Source organism: Nonomuraea sp. NPDC050680 (genome assembly GCF_040654555.1).
Lineage (GTDB): Bacteria > Actinomycetota > Actinomycetes > Streptosporangiales > Streptosporangiaceae > Nonomuraea.
In genome coordinates this window covers 151,340-172,302 of the sequence record NZ_JBFAIF010000009.1, presented here as the reverse complement: position 1 = coordinate 172,302, position 20,963 = coordinate 151,340, and the positions used below count along the sequence as shown (strand labels likewise).

At 71.0% G+C, this 20,963-nt stretch carries 24 protein-coding genes; 15 read left to right on the top strand and 9 right to left on the bottom strand.

The window, feature by feature from the left end; all coding sequences use genetic code 11:
* Positions 1-109: 109 nt before the first annotated feature.
* Both AB0H88_RS28660 and AB0H88_RS28655 read left to right on the top strand, forming a co-directional pair.
* Positions 110-1,615: a serine/threonine-protein kinase gene (locus AB0H88_RS28660; protein WP_357649673.1), complete on the top strand. Its 1,506-nt coding sequence runs from the start codon at positions 110-112 to the stop codon at positions 1,613-1,615.
* Between the two features lie 17 nt (positions 1,616-1,632).
* Positions 1,633-2,211 carry a TetR/AcrR family transcriptional regulator gene (locus tag AB0H88_RS28655; protein ID WP_357649671.1) on the top strand — a complete coding sequence of 193 codons (579 nt, stop codon included), beginning with the start codon at positions 1,633-1,635 and terminating at the stop codon, positions 2,209-2,211.
* A 46-nt stretch (positions 2,212-2,257) separates the two neighbouring features.
* Here the strand turns inward: AB0H88_RS28655 and AB0H88_RS28650 are convergent, their stop codons facing one another.
* Entirely contained in the window at positions 2,258-2,782 is a 525-nt protein-coding gene (locus AB0H88_RS28650) for a CGNR zinc finger domain-containing protein (RefSeq protein ID WP_357649669.1), read from the bottom strand.
* A 96-nt stretch (positions 2,783-2,878) separates the two neighbouring features.
* Here AB0H88_RS28650 and AB0H88_RS28645 point away from each other — a divergent pair, with 96 nt between their 5' ends.
* Together AB0H88_RS28645 and AB0H88_RS28640 are read left to right on the top strand one after the other, a co-directional pair.
* Positions 2,879-3,751 carry a hypothetical protein gene (locus tag AB0H88_RS28645; RefSeq protein ID WP_357649667.1) on the top strand — a complete coding sequence of 291 codons (873 nt, stop codon included), beginning with the start codon at positions 2,879-2,881 and terminating at the stop codon, positions 3,749-3,751.
* A gap of 173 nt (positions 3,752-3,924) precedes the next feature.
* A complete protein-coding gene (locus AB0H88_RS28640; RefSeq protein ID WP_357649665.1) occupies positions 3,925-4,383 on the top strand; it encodes a MarR family transcriptional regulator in 459 nt (152 codons plus the stop codon).
* A gap of 11 nt (positions 4,384-4,394) precedes the next feature.
* Here AB0H88_RS28640 and AB0H88_RS28635 read toward each other — a convergent pair whose 3' ends face one another.
* From AB0H88_RS28635 to AB0H88_RS28625, 3 genes are read right to left on the bottom strand one after another with little or no spacing between them, the layout of a single operon-like run.
* Positions 4,395-4,607, bottom strand: a complete 213-nt coding sequence (locus AB0H88_RS28635; RefSeq protein WP_225291204.1) for a hypothetical protein — start codon at positions 4,605-4,607, stop codon at positions 4,395-4,397.
* A gap of 25 nt (positions 4,608-4,632) precedes the next feature.
* Positions 4,633-5,247, bottom strand: a complete 615-nt coding sequence (locus AB0H88_RS28630; RefSeq protein WP_357649662.1) for a LysE family translocator — start codon at positions 5,245-5,247, stop codon at positions 4,633-4,635.
* A gap of 29 nt (positions 5,248-5,276) precedes the next feature.
* Positions 5,277-6,248, bottom strand: a complete 972-nt coding sequence (locus tag AB0H88_RS28625) for a YafY family protein (protein ID WP_357649660.1) — start codon at positions 6,246-6,248, stop codon at positions 5,277-5,279.
* A 55-nt stretch (positions 6,249-6,303) separates the two neighbouring features.
* On the opposite strand from AB0H88_RS28625, the gene AB0H88_RS28620 reads away from it, so the two are divergent.
* Together AB0H88_RS28620 and AB0H88_RS28615 are read left to right on the top strand one after the other, a co-directional pair.
* Positions 6,304-7,053: a DeoR/GlpR family DNA-binding transcription regulator gene (locus tag AB0H88_RS28620; RefSeq protein ID WP_357649658.1), complete on the top strand. Its 750-nt coding sequence runs from the start codon at positions 6,304-6,306 to the stop codon at positions 7,051-7,053.
* A gap of 40 nt (positions 7,054-7,093) precedes the next feature.
* Positions 7,094-8,242 carry an MFS transporter gene (locus AB0H88_RS28615; protein WP_357649656.1) on the top strand — a complete coding sequence of 383 codons (1,149 nt, stop codon included), beginning with the start codon at positions 7,094-7,096 and terminating at the stop codon, positions 8,240-8,242.
* A gap of 116 nt (positions 8,243-8,358) precedes the next feature.
* Here the strand turns inward: AB0H88_RS28615 and AB0H88_RS28610 are convergent, their stop codons facing one another.
* The 3 genes from AB0H88_RS28610 to AB0H88_RS28600 form a co-directional block, all read right to left on the bottom strand.
* Positions 8,359-9,120 carry a TSUP family transporter gene (locus AB0H88_RS28610; protein ID WP_357649654.1) on the bottom strand — a complete coding sequence of 254 codons (762 nt, stop codon included), beginning with the start codon at positions 9,118-9,120 and terminating at the stop codon, positions 8,359-8,361.
* Between the two features lie 301 nt (positions 9,121-9,421).
* Entirely contained in the window at positions 9,422-10,039 is a 618-nt protein-coding gene (locus AB0H88_RS28605; protein WP_357649652.1) for an ATP-dependent Clp protease proteolytic subunit, read from the bottom strand.
* A gap of 1 nt (position 10,040) precedes the next feature.
* Positions 10,041-10,604, bottom strand: a complete 564-nt coding sequence (locus AB0H88_RS28600) for an ATP-dependent Clp protease proteolytic subunit (RefSeq protein WP_357649650.1) — start codon at positions 10,602-10,604, stop codon at positions 10,041-10,043.
* 137 nt (positions 10,605-10,741) lie between these two features.
* Between AB0H88_RS28600 and AB0H88_RS28595 the strand changes: the two genes are divergently transcribed.
* Positions 10,742-11,971 carry a histidine kinase gene (locus tag AB0H88_RS28595; protein WP_357649648.1) on the top strand — a complete coding sequence of 410 codons (1,230 nt, stop codon included), beginning with the start codon at positions 10,742-10,744 and terminating at the stop codon, positions 11,969-11,971.
* Entirely contained in the window at positions 11,968-12,618 is a 651-nt protein-coding gene (locus tag AB0H88_RS28590; protein WP_357649646.1) for a response regulator transcription factor, read from the top strand. Before AB0H88_RS28595 ends, AB0H88_RS28590 begins: the two co-directional genes overlap by 4 nt.
* A 54-nt stretch (positions 12,619-12,672) precedes the next feature.
* On the opposite strand, the gene AB0H88_RS28585 is transcribed toward AB0H88_RS28590, so the two are convergent.
* Together AB0H88_RS28585 and AB0H88_RS28580 are read right to left on the bottom strand one after the other, a co-directional pair.
* Entirely contained in the window at positions 12,673-13,527 is an 855-nt protein-coding gene (locus tag AB0H88_RS28585; RefSeq protein ID WP_357649644.1) for a DUF2268 domain-containing putative Zn-dependent protease, read from the bottom strand.
* Positions 13,528-13,595: 68 nt separating this feature from the next.
* Positions 13,596-14,363 carry a hypothetical protein gene (locus tag AB0H88_RS28580; protein ID WP_357649642.1) on the bottom strand — a complete coding sequence of 256 codons (768 nt, stop codon included), beginning with the start codon at positions 14,361-14,363 and terminating at the stop codon, positions 13,596-13,598.
* Between the two features lie 54 nt (positions 14,364-14,417).
* On the opposite strand from AB0H88_RS28580, the gene AB0H88_RS28575 reads away from it, so the two are divergent.
* The 7 genes from AB0H88_RS28575 to AB0H88_RS28545 all read left to right on the top strand — a co-directional run bounded on the left by AB0H88_RS28575 (position 14,418) and on the right by AB0H88_RS28545 (position 20,893).
* Positions 14,418-15,419: a MoxR family ATPase gene (locus AB0H88_RS28575; protein WP_357649640.1), complete on the top strand. Its 1,002-nt coding sequence runs from the start codon at positions 14,418-14,420 to the stop codon at positions 15,417-15,419.
* Positions 15,420-15,510: 91 nt separating this feature from the next.
* Complete coding sequence (locus AB0H88_RS28570; protein ID WP_357649638.1) at positions 15,511-16,446, top strand: DUF58 domain-containing protein; 936 nt, start codon at positions 15,511-15,513, stop codon at positions 16,444-16,446.
* A gap of 68 nt (positions 16,447-16,514) precedes the next feature.
* Positions 16,515-17,462: a VWA domain-containing protein gene (locus tag AB0H88_RS28565; RefSeq protein WP_357649636.1), complete on the top strand. Its 948-nt coding sequence runs from the start codon at positions 16,515-16,517 to the stop codon at positions 17,460-17,462.
* Positions 17,463-17,473: 11 nt separating this feature from the next.
* Positions 17,474-18,064 (top strand): methyltransferase, encoded by a 591-nt coding sequence (locus AB0H88_RS28560; protein ID WP_357649634.1) that lies wholly within the window; start codon positions 17,474-17,476, stop codon positions 18,062-18,064.
* Positions 18,061-18,600, top strand: a complete 540-nt coding sequence (locus AB0H88_RS28555; protein ID WP_357649632.1) for a TrmH family RNA methyltransferase — start codon at positions 18,061-18,063, stop codon at positions 18,598-18,600. The genes AB0H88_RS28560 and AB0H88_RS28555 overlap by 4 nt, the downstream gene beginning before the upstream one ends.
* Before the next feature lie 35 nt (positions 18,601-18,635).
* Positions 18,636-19,436 carry a glycerophosphodiester phosphodiesterase family protein gene (locus AB0H88_RS28550; RefSeq protein ID WP_357649630.1) on the top strand — a complete coding sequence of 267 codons (801 nt, stop codon included), beginning with the start codon at positions 18,636-18,638 and terminating at the stop codon, positions 19,434-19,436.
* Positions 19,437-19,450: 14 nt separating this feature from the next.
* Positions 19,451-20,893 carry an MFS transporter gene (locus tag AB0H88_RS28545; RefSeq protein ID WP_357649628.1) on the top strand — a complete coding sequence of 481 codons (1,443 nt, stop codon included), beginning with the start codon at positions 19,451-19,453 and terminating at the stop codon, positions 20,891-20,893.
* The last annotated feature ends 70 nt before the right edge of the window (positions 20,894-20,963 follow it).

Here is a 20,963-nt window from a genome sequence, read left to right as displayed (position 1 = left end):
CACTTCTACGCGAAGAGATGTTGTCAATCTCCGGCTTCGCCATCGGCGCCGCCGCGAGTGCGGCGTCGGCCTTTACATTGTAGATTTACTAGCGTGGTAAAGTGCGATCGTGAATCCCCCCTTCACGCCCCTCGCCCCTGAAGACCCTCCCGAGATCGGCGGCTATCGTCTGGTGGCGCGCCTGGGAGCCGGCGGCATGGGGCAGGTCTACCTCGCCAGCACCCAGAGCGGCAGGCGCCTGGCCGTCAAGGTGATCCGCGCCGAATACACCGGCGATCCCGAGTTCCGGCGGCGCTTCCAGCAGGAGGTCGCCGCGGTCCAGCGGGTGCAGAGCCTCTACACCGCGCCCGTCGTCGACGCCGATCCCCATTCCAGGACGCCCTGGCTGGCCACCGCCTACGTACCCGGGCCCTCGCTCGACAAGGCCGTCGCCCAGCACGGCCCGCTCCCGCCCCGGACGGTCCTGACCATGGTCTGCGGCGTGGCCGAGGCGCTGCAGGCCATCCACACCGTGCAGGTGGTGCACCGCGACCTCAAGCCCTCGAACGTGCTGCTGTCCCCCGAGGGGCCCCGCGTCATCGACTTCGGCATCGCCAAGGCCGTCGACGCGACCCCGCTGACCGGCACGGGCATCCGCATCGGCACACCGCTGTTCATGGCGCCCGAGCAGGCGCTCGGGCATCCTGCCGCGCCGCCGGTCGACGTGTTCGCGCTGGGCGGCTTGGCACTGTTCGCGGCGACCGGCCGTACGCCGTTCGGCGAGGGCCCCGACCCGGCGGTGCTCTACCGCGTGGTGCATGACGAGCCCCAGCTCGACGGCTGCCCCCCGGAGCTACGCGACCTGATCGCCCGCTGCCTGGCCAAGGACCCCGCGCACCGGCCGACGCCACGCGCCCTGGTCGCCGAGCTCGAACGCTACGCGCAGCCCGCGCCGGGGCCCGAGTGGCTGCCTCCCCCTCTCACGCATGCCCTGCCCGCCTACGCGGCTCCGCCCTCGCCTCCTCCGGCCCGTACGCGCCGGACGTTCGGGCTCGGCGTCGTGGCGGGCGCGGCCGTGGCCGCCGCAGTGGTCGCGGCGGCCGTCACGGCCGTGCTGATCAAGCCGGGCGCCGCCGACGGCACTCCGCTCGCCCAGCCCGCCGCGACCGTCACGGTCACCGAACAGGCACCCGCGAGTACGCCCCCCACCGACACTGGATCCCCTGACACCGGGGACACCACGCCGAGTCCTGTAGGCACGGCGACCGAGGGCTCGGTGGCCGGGGCGAAGGCGGGCACGCTGCTCGGCACGTACAAGGGGATCAACGTGACCGAGTACTACGGGGTCAACTTCACCGACGACCCCACCCACCCGAAGGAGAACGAGGGCGACGTCAAATACAGCGCCATCGGCCTCCGCGCGGACAAGATGGCCGTGCTCGACTCCGGGCAGAACGGCACCTACCAGGCGTGCGTCGACAACACCAAGTACATGAGCAGCTATGAAGCCGACCAGGCCAAAGGCAGACTCGTGTGCGTCTTCGGCCAGAGCACGATCGGTCTCGTCAAGGTGACGAAGGTCAACGAGGGTGACAGTGACTACATCACTTTGGACCTGACAGTCTGGCAGCGCTGACGCCTACTCTTGAAGTCATGTCCGTGACGCCCTTGCGGGGCGGGCCGGCGCGCGAGGCCGAACTGCTCGGCGTCGTGCTCGATGTGCTGCGCGAAACCGGCTACGACCGGCTGACCATCGACGCCGTGGCCGCACGCGCCAAGGCGGGCAAGCACACCGTCTACCGGCGCTGGCCGTCCAAGGCGGAACTGGTGGTGGCGGCGTTCGTCAACGCCGTCTCCGCCACACCGGTGGCACCCGACACGGGTGAGCTGCGGGCCGATCTGCTCGGGCTGATGGAATCGCTGGTGGGCGAGCTGGCCCGGCTGGGCGATGTCATCGCCGGGCTGGTCGGCGAACTCCTGCACAACGCCGACCTGGCCCGCGCGGTGCAGCAGAACTACGTCGCGACCCGTCGCCGGTTGACGCTGGAGGTGTTCGAGCGGGCCTGGGCCAGGGGCGAGCTGTCCCGCAGCGCCGACACCGACCTGCTGTGGCAGGTGGGCCCGGCGGTCCTGTTCTTCCGGGCGCTGGTGAGCGGCGAGCCCGTCGACGGCGAACTGGCCCGGCGACTCGTGGACCACGTCGTACTGCCCCTCGCACTCGGCCGCCGATAGCCTCCCCGCCCCGCCCAACCCCCGCCCAGCCCTCGCCCAGCCCTCGCTAGGACCGCTGCCGGGCGCGGTACGCGCTGGCCTTGGCGCGGTTCTGGCACGACAACCCGCAGAAGCGCCGCGAGGTGTTACGCGTCACGTCGAAGAAGACCAGCGAGCAGCCCTCCGCCTCGCACGACCGCAGCCGTACCCCCTGCCCCACCCCGATCACCATGGCCAGCGCGGTGCCGATGTCGGCGGCCCAGGCGTCGACCAGCGAGGCCCCCGGCTGATGGAAGGCCAGCGTGGGCGGCTCTCCACTCAGGTGGGCGACGGCCGCGTACCGTACCAGCAGCGCGTTGAGCGAGACGACGGAATCGGGACCGCCGCCGAAGACGGGCCGCAGCTCGGCGGCCACGTTCGCCAGGTGATCGGCATCGGCGGCGGTCAGCGCTCCGGCGGGCGGCCGCTCAAGGCGCGCCGTGGCGTCGAGTACGGCGGCACGGCGCGCGGCCCCGTCGGCCGGCGGCTCAAGGTCGCGCCCATGCGCCTCACCCACGGCCAGTACGTTCACCAGGAGGACGGCGAGCTCCACCCACCGGCCAACATAACTGTCTATTTGCGATTGACCAGTGATGCGCCAGGAGTCTATCGTCACTGTCATAGCTTACCTAGACAGTGAGGAATCGGCATGTCCATCGATGGAAGACTCGCCCGGCGCATGTGGCACCAGTTGGAGCCGATCCACGCGGCGCTGTACTTCTCCCCGCAGGCCTTCGAGGAGGCGGCGGCGATCGGCTACGACGTGGAGTCGCGCTGGCCGAGCTACTTCGCCTACCGCACCGCGCCGTTGGGCCGCGCGGGCACGAACCTGGCCTTCGCCACCTATTACAGCTTCAGCCCGCGGACGATCGCCGAGCACGTTCCGGCCGTCTGGGACACCGCGAGCCCCGCACAGGTGCTGCGCGCCCGCCAACGGGCCGTGGACCGTACCTATCGGACCATGCTCGGCGACGGGGTCGGGGCACTCGGCGAGGCCGCCGAGCTGGCCCGGCAGGTGGCTGAGAGCGTGACGGTGGGCGGACGGCCCTTCGCCGCCGCCAACCTGGACCTGCCCTGGCCCGATGAGCCGCACCTGGCGCTCTGGCACGCCGCCACCGTGCTGCGCGAGCACCGCGGCGACGGCCACCTGGTGGCGCTCCAGGCGGCGGAGCTGGACCCGTGCGAGTCGCTGGTCTCCTTGGCCGCGGTCGGCGGCGCCCCGGTGGCCAACTTCGCCGGGCGCGGCTGGAGCGAGAGCGAGTGGGGCGCCGCCCAGGACCGGCTGGCCGGGCGCGGCCTGGTGGACACCGAGGGCCAGGCCACCGACCAGGGCCGGGCGCTGCGCGACCAGGTCGAGCGGATGACCGACGACCTGGCCGCCGAGCCGTGGCGGCAGCTGGGCGAGCAGCGCGCCGATCGGCTGGCCCAGCTCATCCAGCCGGTCCTGGGAGCCGTCTTCGAGGCGGGCATTCTCCCGATGACCAGCACGCTCGGCATCGCCACCGTGAAGGTCCCCGACTGACCGGCGCGCCCTCCCCGAGCGGCCCGCCCTATCGGCTCACGGTGACGATCGCGCCGCCCTGACACCCGACAGCGCTTGACGGCGCCGTCCTCGGCCTCGTCGGATCGCGCGCGGGCCTACGCCATCCCGTCTGAAGACGGGAGCACCGTTCCGCATCTCGGTAGAATCCGCCTGTGAGTCGTGACGAGGAGGCCGTGCGCCACACGGTCGAGCGGATGGCACGGATCTTCTCCGACTGGGGCTTGCCGCCCATGGCCGCACGGGTGCTGTTCACGATGATGGCGTCCGAGGAGCAGACGCTGACGGCCGCCGAACTCGGCGAGCGGCTCGGCGTCAGCCCGGCCGCCATCTCCGGCGCGGTGCGCCTGCTCACGCAGATGCACCTGGTGGTGCGCGAGCCGGTGCCCGGATCCCGCCGCGACGTCTACCGCCTGCCCGACGACGCCTGGTACGAGCTGACGCTGACGAAGATGCCGATCTTCCGGCAGATCACCGGCGAGGCGACGGCCGCGGTCGAGGCGGTCGGCGGCGACGGCACCGTGGCCGGCGCGAACCTGGCCAGAATGCGCGACTACTTCGAGTATGTGGAACGGGAACTGCCCCAACTCCTCGGCAAATGGCGCGAACGCTGAAGAGCTGAACGCTAGCCCCTGCCGTACTTCTTGTGCACGGCCTGCTTGCTCACCCCGATCGCGTTGGCGATCTGCGCCCACGGCAGTCCGGCCACCCTGGCCCGGCGCACCTGTACCGCCTCCATGCGCTCGAGTTCGTGCCGCAAGGCGGTGGTGGCCTGCAGCGCCCGCAGCGGATCCTCGTCCTGCGCCTGCCGCATCAGCGTCGCCAGGTCGTTCGTCATCCCCTTAACGTAGCCCAGCGGCCGGTCATCGCGAATCCAGGACGAGCCGCAGGCCGAGCCCGATGAGGACGACGCCGGAGATCTGCTCCAGCCGCCGCCTGACCTCCGGGCGGCCGAGGTACGCCTTGGCCTTGGCGACGGTCCAGATGAGCAGGCCGTACCAGAGCAGGTCCACGAGCACCCAGACGACGGCGAGCGTGACCAGAGTGAGCGGGACGTTCTGCCCGCGCGGTACGAACTGCGGCAGGAACGACATCGCGAACACCGCCGCCTTCGGATTGGCCAGGCAGGTCCCGAATCCGGCCAGGAACGACCTGCGCCGCCCGCTGACCGCCTCCACCTCGACCGGCGGCGCGTCCTTGCGGCGGGCCTGCCAGAGCGACTGCGCGCCCATCACGACCAGCAGGATCGCGCCCGCGACGCGCATCACGTCGTAGGCCACCTGCGAGGCCAGCACCAGCGCCGACAGGCCGAACGCGGCGGCCAGCCCCCAGATCAGGATGCCGCTCTCGTTGCCCAGGGTGGCGGCCAGGCCGCAGCCGCGCCCGGCCCGCAGCGTCTGTCTGAGAATGATCGCGGTACTGACCCCGGGAACCATCGCCACCAAGATGCACGCGCCAACGAATGCGATGAGATACATGTGGGGCATCGTGGCAGAATCGCCCGGATTCAGCCGTAGATTTTCCCGAGCTCCGCGATCGCCTCGGCCATCAGCGCGCGCAGCTCGGGCGGTCCGAGCACCTCGACGCTCGCCCCGAGCCGCAGCAGCAGCCAGCGGGCGTGCCTGAGCGACTCGATCGGCACGGTGAGCGTGCGCCAGCCCTCCGCGTCGGGCTCGCCGCCCTCGGCCAGCGCGGCGGTGATGACGTCGTTGCCCATCGTGTACGCGAGCAGGCTGTCCGTGCCGGGGGCGACCTTGATCACGGCCTCGGCGGTGTACATGCGCTCGCGGAACTCGCGCGAGTAGTCCTGCCAGAAATCGCCGAGGTCGAAGCCCTCGGGCCGGTCGAACCCGCCGGGCAGGGTCGCCAGGGCCAGAATGCGCGCCACCCGGTAGGTGCGCGGCGTCTGCCCGTCGGGGGCGGCGATCAGATACCAGGAGCCGCCCTTGAGCACGAGCCCGTACGGGTTCACCTCCCGCTCGACCTCCTGTTGGCCCCAGCGCCGGTAGGTCATCCGCAGCCGCCGCTGCTCCCAGACCGCGGCGGCCACCTCACTGAGATGCGGCACGTCGTCGGCGTCGCGGTACCAGCCGGGTACGTCCATCAGGAAGCGCTCGCGCATCCGGGAGGCGTGCGAGCGCGGCTCGGGCGGCAGCGCGGCCAGCAGTTTCAGCTCCGCGCTCGCCACCACCTCCGACAGCCCCAGCTCGGCCGCGGGCCCGGGGAGACCGGCCAGGAACAGCGACGACGCCTCCTCGGCCGTCAGCCCGGTCAACCGGGTGCGGTAGCCGTCGAGCAGTTGGTAGCCGCCCGCCGGGCCGCGATCGGCGTAGACCGGCACGCCGGCCGCCGACAGCGCCTCGACGTCGCGATAGACGGTCCTTACCGACACCTCCAGCTCCGCGGCCAGGTCGGTGGCGGTCATCCGGCCGCGCGCCTGCAGGAGCAGCAGGAGGGAGAGCAGACGGCTGGCGCGCATGGGCCCATTGTATTGCGCACATTCATCGTGTTTGTATGAACATATGGAACGTGTGATGTCCATCATGAACGCCCTCCGCGCCCACGACAGCGTCTCGGTCGCCGAACTGGCCGCCGAGCACGGTGTGTCGGAGATGACGATCCGCCGCGACCTGGACGAGCTGGCCCAGCAGGGTGTGCTCCGCAGGGTCAGGGGCGGCGCCCTGTCGCTGCTGCTGCGCGGCGAGGAGCCGCCGTTCGGCGTGCGGGAGCGCGAGGCGGTCGAGACCAAGCAGCGGATCGGCACCGAGGTGGCCGGCTTGATCGCCGACGGCGAGGCGGTGCTGCTGGACGGTGGCACGACCGCGCTGGAAGTGGCGCGCGCGCTGCTGGACCGCCGGCTCACCGTGCTCCCGCTGGCGCTCCAGTCCGTGTCACTACTGGCCCCCGCGCCGCGCGTACGGCTGGTGCTGCCCGGCGGAGAGGTACGGCAGGGCGAGCTGAACTTCATGGGCCCCCTGACCGAGACCTCCATCAAGGCCCTGCGCTTCGACACGGCGGTCATCGGCTGCTGCGGCCTGTCCGCCGAGCACGGGCTGACCGCCCACGACCTGCCGGAGGTGGCCGTCAAGCAGGCCGCCATCGCCGCCGCCCGGCGGGTGATCGTGGCGTGCGACTCGGGCAAGTTCGCCAGAACGGCGTTCGGCGCGGTCTGCCCGATCACGCGGCTCGACGTGGTGGTGACCGACGACGGCATTCCGCGCGAGCAGCACGACGCCCTGGTGGCCGCCGGGGTCACCGTCCGCCTCGTCCAGGAGTCCCAGTGAAGCGTTCCCGGATCGCCGTCCGCCTCGTCCAGGAGTCGCCGTGAACCGCGCCCGGGTAGCCGTTTGTCTGCTGTTCTTCCTCGCCGGGGCCGCCGTGGGCACCTGGACGGCCCGGATTCCGGCCATCAAGGAGGATCTCGGGCTGAGCGACGGACGACTGAGCCTGGCGCTGCTGGCCATCGCCGCCGGGGCGGTGGCGGGCATGCAGGCGGTCGGCCGCCTCGTCGACCGCTACGGCAGCAGCCGCGTCATGATCCCGGCCGCGCTGCTCCAGGGAGCCGTGCTCGTCCTGCCCGCCTACGCCGCGAACCTGGGCACGCTGGCCGCCGCGCTGTTCGGGTTCGGCGTGGTGCACGGGGTGCTGGACGTCTCGATGAACGCCAACGCGGTGGAGGTGGAACGCGCGTGGGGGCGGCCGATCATGTCGTCGTTCCACGCGGTGTTCAGCATCGGCGGGTTCGCGGGCGCCGCGGGCGGCGGGCTGTTCGCGCACCTGGCGCTCTCCCCCGCCGCCACGTTCCTGTCCGTCGGGGCGGTGGTCGCGCTCCTGGCCGCGTGGGCGGCGGCATGGGCGTTACGCTCCCGGCCCGCCCCGGTGGTCCCGGCGGACGGGGTACGCCCGGGGCTGCCCAAGGGCATCCTCTTCCTCGGCGTGCTGGCGTTCTGCTGCCTGGTCGGCGAGGGCGCGGCGGCCGACTGGAGCTCGGTCTACCTGCGGGAGGATCTGGCCGCGTCGGCGGGGTTCGCGGCGGCGGGATATGCCGCGTTCTCCATCATGATGACGGCCGGGCGCCTGGCCGGGGACCGGCTGGCCGCCCGCTTCGGGCCGGTGGCGCTGGTGCGCGGATGCGGGCTGCTGGCCGCCGCCGGGCTGGGACTGGCCCTGACCATCGGGCATCCCGTGGCGGCGGTGGCCGGGTTCGGGTGCTTCGGGGCAGGGTTGTCGTGCATCGTGCCGCAGGTGTTCTCCGCCGCCGGGCATCGTGACCCGGCGTTCGCGGGGCGGGCGCTGGCGAGGGTGGCGAGCATCGGCTATCTCGGGTTCCTGTCCGGGCCGGTGCTCATCGGGGGCATCGCCGAGCTCTCCGGGCTGCCGCGGGCGCTGGCCGTACCGGCACTGCTGGCCGCGTTCGTGGCACTGGCCGCGACCGCGCTGCGCACTCGTACGGCCGAGCCGGTCGGATCGTAGCTGGTCGAGTCCTAGCTGGTCAGGCCCCAACGCGGTCGGTTCCAGCCAGTCAGGCCCCAACGCGGTCGGTTCCAGCCGGTCAGGCCCCAACGCGGTCGGTTCCAGCCGGTCAGGTCCTAGCCGAACTGCTGCCAGCCCAGCCTGATCACCATGGCCACCACCACGCACAGCAGCACGACACGGACGAAGCCCGTGCCGCGCTTGAGCGCCATGCGGGCGCCCACCTGCGCGCCCGCCACGTTGCAGACGGCCATCCCCAGGCCCAGCCCCCACAACACATGCCCCTGCCAGGCGAACACGAACAGCGCGCCCAGATTGGTCCCGGTGTTGATGATCTTCGCCGAGGCGGAGGCCGACACGAAGTCGAGCCCGAGGATCGTGGTGAACGCGATGATCAGGAACGTCCCCGTCCCCGGCCCCATGATGCCGTCGTAGAAGGCGATGCCCACGCCCGCGATCGTCACGGCCGCCACGACGCGACGGTTCGTCCGCAGATGGGGCTGCGGCACCGAGCCCATCGCCGGACGCAGCGTCACGAAGGCGGCCACGCCGATCAGCACCGCCATCACGGCGGGGCGCAGCACCTCGGCCGAGATCGCGGCCGCGGCCAGGGCGCCGAGCCCGGCGCTGACCACGGCCAGCCCCACGCCGGGCAGCGCGACCGCCCGGTCCAGCTTGGTGGTGCGCGCGTAGGTCACGGCGGCCGAGGCGGTGCCGAAGACCGAGGAGAGCTTGTTGGTGGCCATCGCTTGTACGGGCGGTATGCCCGTCACCATCACCGCGGGCAACTGCACCAGCCCGCCACCGCCCACGACGGCGTCGACCCAGCCCGCGCACAGGGCAGCCGCCAGCACCAGCACCACATGCTCCAGCGGCACGCCACTCCCCCTATTTCCCCCGAGAACCGCCAGAAGCGTATATGTCCTGCTTTCGCAGTCAGTCAGGTGGGATGCCCCTTTGCCCCGAAGGCCTCGGGGCGGCCGCCGGTCACCAGGCTCAATACGGGCCGCCCCGCAGGTCCTCGTCATCGCCCGGCGTCAGCGAGCGACTGTCAGTATCCGCTCCCGCGCATCGGCGACCCACTTTCGGCGGCCGCTTCCGCCCTTCAGCGTGCGGCGGCTGCCGGCGTCCGCCTCCGCACATCAGCGGGCGGCGGCTGCCGGCGTCCGCCTGCGCCCTTCAGCGGGCGGTGGTCAGTGTCCGCTTCCGGGAGGCGTAGATGTCGTCGATCAATTGATAGGAGCGCGCCTGCTCGGCCGTGAAGATCCGGTCCCGCTCGATGTCCTTCCTGATCTCCAGATCCGTCTTGCCCGTGTGCCTGGCCAGCATGGCCTCCTGCTGGTCGCGCATGCGCAGGATCTCCCTGGCGTGGATCTCCATGTCGCTCGACTGGCCCCGGCCGCCCTCGGTGGCGGGCTGGTGCAGCAGGATGCGGGCGTGCGGCAGGGCGGCGCGCTTGCCCGGCGTGCCCGCCGCCAGCAGCACCGCGGCGGCCGAGGAGGCCTCGCCGATGCAGACGGTGTGGATCTCCGGCCGGACGAACTGCATCGTGTCGTAGATCGCCGTCATGGCGGTGAACGAGCCGCCCGGCGAGTTGATGTACATGTTGATGTCCTGGTCGGGGTCGAGCGACTCCAGCGTCAGCAACTGCGCCATCACGTCGTTGGCGCTGGTGTCGTCGATCGGCGTGCCCACGAAGATGACCCGGTCCTCGAACAGTTTGTTGTACGGGTTCATCTCCTTCATGCCGTAAGAGGTGCGCTCGGTGAACGAGGGCAGCACGTAACGTCCGCTCATGTCAGTTCATCCCCTGGGCCATGTGGTCGACGAATCCGTAGTCGAGCGCCTCCTGCGCGGTGAACCAGCGGTCGCGGTCGGAGTCGGCCTGGATCTGCTCCAGCGGCCGGCCGGTGTGCTGGGCGGTGATCTCGGCCAGCCTGCGCTTGGTGTAGAGCAGGTTCTCCGCCTGGATCTGGATGTCGCTGGCCGAGCCGCCGATGCCGCCGAGCGGCTGGTGCATGACGATCCGCGCGTTGGGCAGCGCGTAGCGCTTGCCGGGGGCGCCGGCGCACAGCAGCAGCTGCCCCATGGAGGCGGCGAAGCCCATCGCGACCGTCGCGACGTCGCACGGGACGAACTGCATCATGTCGTAGAGAGCCATCCCCGCGGTCACCGATCCGCCGGGCGAATTGATGTAAAGCGTTATGTCCCGATTCGGATCCTCGGCCGCCAGCAAAAGAAGCTCGCCGCACAGCCGATTGCATATCTCGTCGTCGACCTCCTGGCCCAGAACAAGTATGCGCTCCTTCAGCAGGCGCTGGCTTATCTGGTCAGGCCAGGCCGCACGCTGGGTCTCCGTCATGGAATCGCCTTTCTCTCGAACTATTCAACGACGCTAGACCCGGACCGCCGGAATTCCAGCTCCTTTTCGCTTGGGGCGCATTTCTCTAAAGGCGCATTCCACCGAGAGCGAATAACCGTCGACATACAATCGCGAGTGTGAGATGGAACCTGCCCCGGCGATGGGCGTGCCTGATCCTCGGCGGCGCGCTGCTGATGCCGTACATGATGGCCGGGGTCCTCACGTCGGGCCTGCTCCAGGGCCAGTCGGTCAATATGTACCTGCCCGCCCAGCTCGGGGTGTTCGTGGCGGTGCTGCCGGTGGTGGCGCTGACCGGGCTGTTCCTGCCGGTACGTGCGCTGGAGGTGAGCGCCGCCCAAGGGCTGCTCGGCGCCGGCGTGGAGACGCCGCCCAGGCAGGCGCGCCGGTCGTGGGAGGAACGGTGGCGCACGACCGCCTGGTACACCCTCCATCTGGGAGTCGGCGGCGTGGCGAGCGGGTTCACGCTGGCCGGGATTCCGTTCACGGTCTTCACGTTGGCGGTGCCGTTCTTCGGCGGGCCCGCGCGCCTGCTGGGGTTCGACGTCGAGCCGGGCTGGGCGGCGCTGTACTGGCCCCTGATCGGGCTGGCCGTGCTCGGCGCGGTGGTGCTCGTGGCGGCCGGCGGGGGCGCCCTGCTGGCCCGGCTCGCCCCCGTGCTGCTCGGCCCGACCCCCGGCGAACGACTGGCCGCGGCCGAGCGTCAGGCCCGTACGCTGGCCGAGCGCAACCGGCTGGCGCGCGAACTGCACGACTCCGTCGGCCACGCCCTGAGCGTCGTCACCCTCCAGGCCGCCGCGGCCGGACGGGTGCTCGACCGCGACCCGGAGACGGCCAGGACGGCCCTGGCGGCCATCGAGCAGTCGGCCCGCGCCGCCCTTGACGACCTCGACCACGTCCTCGGCGTCCTGCGCGATGGCTCCCCGCCCCCGGAGGCCGGGCCGCCGCAGGCGACGCTGGCCGATCTCGGCGACCTCGCCGCCACCACCGGCGCCGACGTGCGCCCCGAGGTGGGCGACCTGACCGGCGTGCCCGCCGTGGTCTCCAGGGAGGCCTACCGGATCGTCCAGGAGGCACTGACCAACGCCATCAAACACGGTCAGGGGCCGGTACGCCTGGCCGTCGCCGTACAGGACGGCGACCTGAGACTGGAGATCACCAACAGGCCCGCCACGAACGGCGGCCGGTCGGCCGGCCGGTCCGGCACAGAACCCGGCGCCCGGTCAGGTGGCCGGGGTGTGACCGGTATGCGGGAGCGTGTCCGGCTGCTGCGTGGCGATCTGGAGGCGGGACCGGTGGAGGGCGGCTGGCGCGTGTCCGTCCGGCTGCCACTACGGTCGGTCTCATGACGCTCAAGGTCGTGATCGCCGACGACGAGGACCTCATCCGGGCCGGTCTGCGCGTCATCATCGACGCCGAGCCGGGGCTGAGTGTGGTCGGCGAGGCCGGTGACGGTGCCGCGGTGGTGCCCGTGGTGCGCCGCGAGCGGCCCGACGTGGTCCTGATGGACGTACGGATGCCCGCCGTGGACGGCATCCAGGCCACCCGGCGCCTGGTGGCCATGGACGAGGCGCCCAAGGTGCTGGTGGTGACCACGTTCGAGAACGACGACTACGTCTACGAGGCGTTGCGGGCGGGCGCCAGCGGGTTCCTGCTCAAGCGGACCAGGCCCGACGAGCTGGTCCACGCGATCAAACTGGTGGCGGCCGGGGAGTCGCTGCTGTTCCCGGCCGCGATCCGGACGCTGGCCGGCCGCCGGTCTCCCGACGCCCGGCCCGCCTCGGTGCCCGGCATCGCGCGGCTGACGGGCCGCGAGGGTGACGTGCTGCGGCTGATGACCAGGGGGCTGTCCAACGGCGAGATCGCCGCCGAGCTGGTCGTCAGCCAGGAGACCGTCAAGACGCACGTCGGCAACGTGCTCACGAAGCTGGGCGCGCGAGACCGCACCCAGGCCGTGATCGCCGCCTACGAGTCGGGCTTCGTTCGCCCCCGCTGAGACGAAGTCTCAGCTCGACCAAGCCTCACCCCGCTCAGACCAAGCCTCACCCCGCTAGGACGAAGCCTCGCCCCGCCGCACGATCTGCGACACCGGCAGTGCCGTGCTCTCCGCGACCGTCATCCCGGTGGCGGCCAGGTGCGCGTCCACCAGCCGCAACCCCACCGCATATCCCGCCATGTCGGGAATGCCACGAGGCTCCTGCCCGAACCGCGCCACAGTGGTGTCCCCCAGCACGTACGCGGACGTGAGGTGCATGCCCTCCAGATCGAAGTCGGCCATGATCTTCTCGTAGGCCCGGTCCAGCTCCTCGCCGCTGACCATCGACGACCACGGTCCCATGGCCTCGGCCCCCGACAGCTCCCGTACGAACGCCTCCGCCAGCCCTTCGGAGATCACGTGCTCCCCCACCGTCGGGTGCCACGGCACATTGGTGTAGCGCGCCTGGTGGTGGAACTCGTGGACGGCGCAGTGCGCGATCCTGCCGATGATCTCCTCCGACGGCCAGCCCAGCAGGTACAGCAGGCCAGGCGAGCTGCCCATCCCGTAGTAGCCGCCCGTGACCTTCATCAGCTGCTCGCTGCCGGGATCGCCCAGCACGAACAGGACCCGCAACGACTCGGGCAACTTGAGTCCGGCCAGCCGATCGGCGGCCCGGTGCAGCTCGCGCTCGATCTGCCCCAGGACGTCCGCCTCCATCATGGCGTGGAGCGCGGGCAGGTAACGCGGGTCCTCGGCGTCCACCCGGAAGCCGCTGCCCTGGTGGTGGATGTCGACGATGTCGCCCGGCACCGGTATGACCTGGCGGATGGGCTCGAGCAGCTCACGCAGAAGGTCGGGACGCCGCTCCAGCGGCTGCTCCAGCAGCTCGGCCATAGGCGTGAGCGTGTCTTGAACGATGAATTCCATGTCCACGGACGCTAGAGCCTCACGCGACGTGAGGCTCAAGCCAATTAACAGCACGGCGAGCCGGGAGATCAGAGTGGCGAGCCGTCTCCCGTGTCCTCGCCGGGCGACGGCCCCGGCGTGGCCTGCCCGCTCTTGCTCGGCGCCGGCGTCTGACTGGGCGTCGGCTGCTGCGGCTCCCGCGTGGCCGGCGTCGGGGGCGCCGTCGGCTGGAAGTTCGTCGGCGGCAGCGGCCTGGGCAGCGGCTCGGTGTCCTCCCTGCCCATGATCAGCAGCAGCGCGATCACCGTACCGAGCAGCAACAGCACGGCCAGCGCCAGCGCGGCCAGCAGCACCCGCCGGCGCGTCTCGGTGAGCGGCCGGCGTCCACGCGGCTGTCCGGGCAGGGCGGGGGCGCGGTCGGTCAGCCAGTACGGCACGAAGTCCGGGCCGTGCGCCTGGCCGATGAGGGTGCCGCCGACCATCACCGGCTCCAGGAACCATTCGGCCCCCGGCCGGCCCGGCGCGTACGGCACCGCCACCCAGGGGGCCGTGCCGGTCTCCATCGCCAAAACCTCCGGCGCGCCTTCCAGCACCGCGGTGCGCGTCTTGGTGGCCCGGCCGAGCCAGCCGCGCATGCCTGCGGGCGCGGCCTCGCGCATCACGGTCACGAACCGTTCGCGCGCCGCGGCGTCGAAGGCGGCGCCGCGGGTCAGCACGGCCAGGGAGACGGCGCGCCCGTCCACCCCCTGCCCGAGGTAGACGAAACCGGCCGGCGCCGAGTGCAGGCGGGCCTGCACCACGAACGGCCCCAGCCGGGGCGGATCTCCGTACTGCAGCGGACTGGCCACGTTTGCCATGAAAGCACAGACCGGCGCCGTGCACGTTGGCGGGACGTTTGGTGGAATGGCGTCATGAGCGTCGCCGAAGATTTGCCAGACGAAACCGATGCGGCCGTGCTGCGTCAAACTCTTGACGAGGTCCGGCGGGTGATCGTCGGCCAGGACCACATGGTCGAGAGGTTGGTCGTCGCGTTGCTGGCCCGCGGTCACTGCCTGCTGGAAGGCGTGCCAGGCGTCGCCAAGACCCTCGCCGCCGCCACCTTGGCCACGGTGGTGGGCGGCACGTTCGCCCGGATCCAGTTCACCCCGGACCTGGTGCCGAGCGACATCGTCGGCACCCGCGTGTTCCATCCCTCCAACGAGAAGTTCGACGTCGAGCTGGGTCCGGTGTTCGTCAACTTCCTGCTCGCCGACGAGATCAACCGGGCGCCCGCCAAGGTTCAGTCGGCGCTGCTGGAGGTGATGGCCGAGCGCCAGGTCACGCTGGCCGGGGTCACCCACCAGCTGCCCAAGCCGTTCATCGTGCTGGCCACCCAGAACCCGATCGAGTCCGAAGGCGTCTACCCGCTGCCCGAGGTGCAGCGCGACCGGTTCCTGTTCCGCGTGCGGGTGCCGCACCCGAGCGCGCACGAGGAGCTGGAGATCCTGCACCGCATGAGCGTCACCCCGCCGACGGCCGAGCGGGTGCTGGACCCCACGCGGCTGATGGCGCTGCAGGAGGCGGCCGAGCAGATCTCGGTGCACCAGCTCGTCGCCGACTATGTCGTACGGCTGGTCATGTCCACCCGATCACCGGCCGAGTACGGGCTGGGCCAGCTGGCCGAGACCATCGAGATCGGCGTCAGCCCGCGCGCCACGCTCGGCCTGGTCTCCGCCGGACGCGCCCTGGCCCTGCTGCGCGGCCGTGACTACCTGCTGCCCGACGACGTACGGGACGTGGCCGTCGACGTGATGTCGCACCGGCTGATGCTCACCTTCGACGCGCTGGCCGACGGCGTCGATCCCGAACAGGTTGTCCGGCAGATCCTGCACGCCGTACCGCCGCCCCTCGTCGTGTGGAACCAGAACCGATGACGGAACCAGCACCGGTAACGGAAGCAGCATCGGTGACGGAAGCAGCATCGGTGGCAGAACCGGAACCGACGACGCGGACGGAGCACGGCCGATGAGGACGGCCGAGCAGGCGCTGCGGCGGCTGGAGCTGACGGTGACCCGGCGGCTCGACGGGCTGCTGCACGGCGCCCACCTGGGGCTGCTGCCGGGGACCGGCAGCGAGGCGGGCGACAGCCGGATCTACGTGCCCGGCGAGGACGACGTGCGGCGGATGGACTGGGCGGTCACCGCCCGCACGACCGTGCCGCACGTCCGCGACCTGATCGCGGACCGCGAGCTGGAGACGTGGGCGCTGGCCGATCTGTCGCCCAGCATGGATTTCGGCACCGCCGACAGCGACAAGCGCGACCTGGTGGTGGCCGCGGTGGGCGCGATCGGGTTCCTGTCCAGCCGGATGGGCGACCGGTTCGGGGCGCTGGTGCTGCACGACGAGTTCGTGCACCGGATGCCGGCGCGCACCGGCCGGCCCGCCCTGTACGGGCTGCTGCACTCGCTGATGGACGCGCCGCGCGGGCAGGCCGTACCCGACGCACCCGATCTGGCGGAGGGCATCGACGTGCTGGCCGCCACCCGCAGGCGACGCGGCATGCGGCTGATCGTGTCGGACTTCCTCGACGCCCGGCCCGAGCTCGACCCCGGCGCCGAGCGGCCCTGGGAGCGGCCGATCAAGCGATTGTCGGCCCGCCACCAGGTGCTGGCCGTGGAGATCATCGACCCGCGCGAGCTCGAACTCCCCGATGTGGGCCGGGTCGCGTTCGCCGACCCCGAGAGCGGGCACGTACGCGAAGTGCACCTTTCCTCTAAAGTACGCCGAGACTATGCCGAAGCGGCGGCACTGCAACGCGAAGGCACCAAGGCCGCGCTGCGCCGCGCCGGTGTGGCGCACCTGGTGCTGCGGACCGACAGGGACTGGGTGTTCGACGTCGCGCAGTTCGTCCTCCGCCAGCGGCGCATGACCCATCTCGCCCATCGCAGGGCACGTGCGTAGCCGGACCGCCATCGAACAGCGCGACAATGGGCCTATGCCGAAGGAGGCAGGCCGAAGAAGGAGGCAGGGTGACCTTTCTGTCGCCGGCGTGGTTGTGGTTGTTCGCGGTGGTGGCGCTGCTCGTGGTCGGATACGTCGTGGCGCAGTTCGCCAGGCGCCGCTACACCGTGCGCTTCACCAACCTCGCGCTGCTCGACCTGGTCGCGCCCGCGGGCCCCGGCTGGCGGCGGCACGTGGCGCCGCTGCTGTTCCTGGTCATGATGTCGCTGCTGGTCATCGGCGCGGCCAAGCCGGCCGACCAGGTGAAGGTGCCGCGCGACCGGGCCACCATCATGATCGCGCTGGACGTGTCGCTGTCGATGGACGCCGACGACGTCCAGCCCAACAGGATCAGCGCCGCCAAGGCCGCCGCCCAGTCCTTCGCCAGGGAGCTGCCCGACCGGTTCAACGTCGGCGTGGTCTCCTTCGCCCGCTCGGCCAACGTGGTCATCGCCCCCACCACCGACCACCAGGCCGTCGTGACCGCGATCGGCAATCTGACCACCCGGCCGGGCACCGCGATCGGCGAGGCGGTGTTCAACTCGCTCGACTCCGTACGCTCCTTCGACCAGCAGGCCGCCACCGACCCGCCGCCGGCCGCGATCGTGCTGCTGTCCGACGGCGACAACACCTCGGGCCGGGGCGTCAACGAGGCCATCGACGCCGCCCAGCAGGCCCGGGTGCCGGTCTCCACGATCGCGTACGGCACGCAGGAGGGCACCGTCTCCATCGACGGCCGGCCGGTGAACGTGCCGGTCAACAAGCAGACCCTGCAGTCACTGTCCGACGGCACCAGCGGCCGGGCCTACGCCGCGGAGTCCGGCAGCGAGCTGCGTGACGTCTACGAGCAGATCGGCACCTCTCTCGGCTTCAAGCTGGTGGACCAGGAGGTCACCCAGTGGTTCATCGTGGCCGCCATGGTGGCCGGGCTGCTGGTGGCGGGTGCCGCGGTCCTGTTCGGTGCCCGGATCCCGTAACGTTTTGCCACGTGGCCCACTACTTCTCCGAGCAGCCGCAGACCGCGAGCCGGCCGGGCTCCGTCGACCTGGTGCTGCCCGACCTGCACCTGCGACTGGAGACCGACCGAGGCGTGTTCTCGCCCGAACGGGTCGATCTCGGCACCCGCGTGCTGCTGGAGAGCGTGCCGCCGCCTCCACAGGAGGGCGACCTGCTCGACCTGGGCTGCGGCTACGGCCCGATCGCGCTGACCATGGCCTCGCGGGCGCCCGGCGCGACCGTCTGGGCCGTCGACGTGAACCGGCGCAGCGTGGAGCTCACCACGCGCAACGCCCAGGCCGCGCGCCTTGACAAAGTAAGGTCCGTGCATATCGACGAGGTACCCGATGACGTGAAATTTCGGGCTATCTGGTCTAATCCCGCTATCCGTATTGGCAAGCCCGCCCTGCACGAGATGCTCACCCGCTGGCTCACCCGGCTGACGCCCGACGGCGTCGCCTACCTGGTCGTACAGAAGCACCTCGGCTCCGACTCCCTGCAGCGCTGGCTCGGCGAGCAGGGCTGGCAGGCCGGCCGCGCGGCCTCCCGCGCCGCCTACCGAATCCTGAAGGTAACCCGATGAGAAGGCAGCTGCGCCCCACCGACGTCAAGCGGCTCAACCGCACCTGGCGCAGAAACACCTCGAACCGGCTGTCGCTGATCCTCGAGTCGGTCACCGGCCCGTTCAACGTCGGCTCGATCTTCCGCAGCGCCGCCGCGTTCGGCGTCGACCAGATCTGGCTGGCGGGCAACGCCACCCCGCCGACCAACCCGAAGGCGGGCAAGACGGCACTCGGCACCGAGCGGCTGGTCACCTGGCACGAGCCGGTCCCCGCCGTCGACGCGGTGAAGGCCGCCCGCGAGGACGGCTACTCCGTGCTGGCCATCGAGCTGACCGCCGAGGCCGTGCCGCTGCACCGGGCCGACCTGGGCCGCGACGTGTGCCTGGTGGTCGGCAGCGAGGACCACGGCTGCTCGCCGGCCCTGCTCGACGCCGTCGACGGGGTCTGTTACATCCCGCAGGTCGGGCGGGTCGGCTCGTTCAACGTCTCGGTGGCCGCCGCCATCGCGCTGGCCGAGGCCCGACGCCAGGAATGGCAGAATCTCCCCGATTTGTAACCTCATTTTTTCCCACGGAAGGCATACTTCAGGACGTGCTCAGCCGCCGCTTCGCGTTTCTCGACCATCCGGGCCCGCTGGCCTTCGCGCATCGCGGGGGCGCCGCCGAGGGCGCCGAGAACTCCGTCGCGGCCTTCGAGCAGGCCGTCCGGCTGGGCTATCGCTATCTGGAGACAGACGCGCACGCCACGGCCGACGGGGTGCTGCTCGCCTTCCACGACCACACCCTCGACCGGGTCACCGACCGGCGCGGCCGCATCTCGGAGCTGCCCTACAGCACGGTCAGGCAGGCGCGCATCGGGGGTGTGCACGAGATCCCGCTGCTGGAGGATCTGCTCGGCGGCTGGCCGGAGATCCGCTTCAACATCGACGTGAAGGAGGCCGCCGCGATCGCGCCGCTCGCCGAGGCGGTCCGGCGCACCGGGGCCTACGACCGGATCTGCCTGACCTCCTTCTCCGACGAGCGCCTGGTGCTGGCCAGGGCCGCGCTCGGCCGGGAGGTCTGCTCGGCGCTCGGCCCGCGCGGCGTCGCCGCGCTGCGCGCCGCCGCGTCCACCTCCGGCTACGGGCGGCTGCTGACCCGGCTCAAGCGCGCGGGCGTGCCCTGCGCGCAGGTGCCGGTGGGCTTCCGCGGCCTGCGCGTCACCACCGGCCGTCTCATCCGTACGGCGCACGCCATCGGTATGCAGGTGCATGTATGGACGATCAACGACCCCACCCGCATGGAGCACCTGCTCGACCTCGGCGTCGACGGTGTCATGACCGACAACGTCACCGGCCTGCGTGACGTGCTGGAGCGTCGCGGCCTGTGGCATCCGGGCCGCATGGCCGCATAGGAGCGACACGACATATGCCCGTACCCGCACCCCCCGCGGCTCCCGACGACACCGCCGACTCCCCCTCGGCACGCAGGCGCGAACAGCGCGGCTGGTACGTCTATGACTGGGCCAACTCCGCCTTCTACACCACGATCATCTCGGTCTTCCTCAGCCCGTACCTCATCTCGGTCGCCAGGACCGCGGCCTGCGCCAAGGACTTCCCCTCGGTCGCGGCCGCCACCTGCTCGACCGACTTCGACAAGCTGGCCGAGGCCAACCCGGGCCTGGGCTATGTCGACGTGCTGGGCGCCGACATCAGACCGGCCGCGTTCTTCGGGCTGACGCTGACCGTGGCGGTGCTGCTGCAGATCCTCTGCCTGCCGGTCGTGGGCGCGCTGGCCGACCACACCGGGCGCAAGAAGGAGATGCTCGGCGGCTTCGCCTACGTGGGCGCGCTGGCCACCGTGGGCCTGTACTTCCTCGAAGGCGACCGCTACATGCTGGGCGGGGTGCTGTTCATCCTGGCCAACCTGGCCTACGGCTCGTCCGTGGTGGTCTACGACTCCTTCCTGCCGCAGATCTCCACCGCCGAGGAACGCGACCGCGTCTCCTCCCGCGGCTGGGCGATCGGCTACCTGGGCGGCGGCGTGCTGCTCGCGCTCAACCTGGTGCTCTACCTCAAGCACGAGAGCTTCGGGCTGAACGAGGGCATGTCTGTGCGGATCAGCATGATGTCGGCGGGCCTGTGGTGGGCCATCTTCACGATCGTCCCCCTGCTGAGGCTGCGCAACCGGCCGGTCGCGGCCCACGAGAGCACGGCGTTGCGCTCTGTCGGCGGCAGCTTCAAGCAGCTGGGCCGTACGCTGAGCGAGCTGCGCCGCTATCCGCTGACGCTGCTGTTCCTGGTGGCCTACCTCGTCTACAACGACGGTGTGCAGACCGTCATCGGCAACAGCTCGGCCTTCGCCTCCGAGGCGCTCAAGCTGAGCAAGGAGACGCAGATCAGCGCGATCCTCATGGTGCAGTTCGTGGCGTTCTTCGGCGCGCTGCTGATGGGCTGGCTGGCCCGCCGGTTCGGCACCAAGCACACGGTGCTGGGCAGCCTGGTGGTGTGGACGGTGATCGTCCTGGCCGCGTACTTCCTGCAGGAGAAGGCCGCCCTGCAGTTCTACCTGCTGGCCTTCGCCATCTCGATCGTGCTGGGCGGCACCCAGGCGCTGTCGCGCTCGCTGTTCTCGCTGGTGATCCCGAAGGGGCGGGAGGCCGAATACTTCAGCCTGCTGCAGATCAGCGACAAGGGGTCGGCGTTCATCGGCTCCTTGACCGTGACGATCGCGATCCAGCTCACCAACAGCTACCGGATCGCCATCATCTCGATGATCATTTTCTTCATCATCGGGTTCGTCCTGCTGGCCATGGTCAACCTGCCGAAGGCCATCCGCGACGCGGGCAACGAGGTGCCGGCGCGGATCTGACGCCTGTCTCAGGGGGCCGCCTCGTCGTCTTTACGGGGCGGCCTCCTCGCGTCTGCCGGGGACGAGCTCG

What these genes read in the sequence shown, in the direction of transcription:
- AB0H88_RS28555 (WP_357649632.1), top strand. Translation starts at nt 18,061, where the DNA reads ATGAGAAGGCAGCTGCGCCCCACCGACGTCAAGCGGCTCAACCGCACC.
- AB0H88_RS28605 (WP_357649652.1), bottom strand. Translation starts at nt 10,039, where the DNA reads ATGAGCGGACGTTACGTGCTGCCCTCGTTCACCGAGCGCACCTCTTAC.
- AB0H88_RS28620 (WP_357649658.1), top strand. Translation starts at nt 6,304, where the DNA reads ATGTCCATCATGAACGCCCTCCGCGCCCACGACAGCGTCTCGGTCGCC.
- AB0H88_RS28625 (WP_357649660.1), bottom strand. Translation starts at nt 6,248, where the DNA reads ATGCGCGCCAGCCGTCTGCTCTCCCTCCTGCTGCTCCTGCAGGCGCGC.
- AB0H88_RS28545 (WP_357649628.1), top strand. Translation starts at nt 19,451, where the DNA reads ATGCCCGTACCCGCACCCCCCGCGGCTCCCGACGACACCGCCGACTCC.
- AB0H88_RS28645 (WP_357649667.1), top strand. Translation starts at nt 2,879, where the DNA reads ATGTCCATCGATGGAAGACTCGCCCGGCGCATGTGGCACCAGTTGGAG.
- AB0H88_RS28580 (WP_357649642.1), bottom strand. Translation starts at nt 14,363, where the DNA reads ATGGCAAACGTGGCCAGTCCGCTGCAGTACGGAGATCCGCCCCGGCTG.
- AB0H88_RS28655 (WP_357649671.1), top strand. Translation starts at nt 1,633, where the DNA reads ATGTCCGTGACGCCCTTGCGGGGCGGGCCGGCGCGCGAGGCCGAACTG.
- AB0H88_RS28600 (WP_357649650.1), bottom strand. Translation starts at nt 10,604, where the DNA reads ATGACGGAGACCCAGCGTGCGGCCTGGCCTGACCAGATAAGCCAGCGC.
- AB0H88_RS28590 (WP_357649646.1), top strand. Translation starts at nt 11,968, where the DNA reads ATGACGCTCAAGGTCGTGATCGCCGACGACGAGGACCTCATCCGGGCC.
- AB0H88_RS28575 (WP_357649640.1), top strand. Translation starts at nt 14,418, where the DNA reads ATGAGCGTCGCCGAAGATTTGCCAGACGAAACCGATGCGGCCGTGCTG.
- AB0H88_RS28570 (WP_357649638.1), top strand. Translation starts at nt 15,511, where the DNA reads ATGAGGACGGCCGAGCAGGCGCTGCGGCGGCTGGAGCTGACGGTGACC.
- AB0H88_RS28630 (WP_357649662.1), bottom strand. Translation starts at nt 5,247, where the DNA reads ATGTATCTCATCGCATTCGTTGGCGCGTGCATCTTGGTGGCGATGGTT.
- AB0H88_RS28635 (WP_225291204.1), bottom strand. Translation starts at nt 4,607, where the DNA reads ATGACGAACGACCTGGCGACGCTGATGCGGCAGGCGCAGGACGAGGAT.
- AB0H88_RS28585 (WP_357649644.1), bottom strand. Translation starts at nt 13,527, where the DNA reads ATGGAATTCATCGTTCAAGACACGCTCACGCCTATGGCCGAGCTGCTG.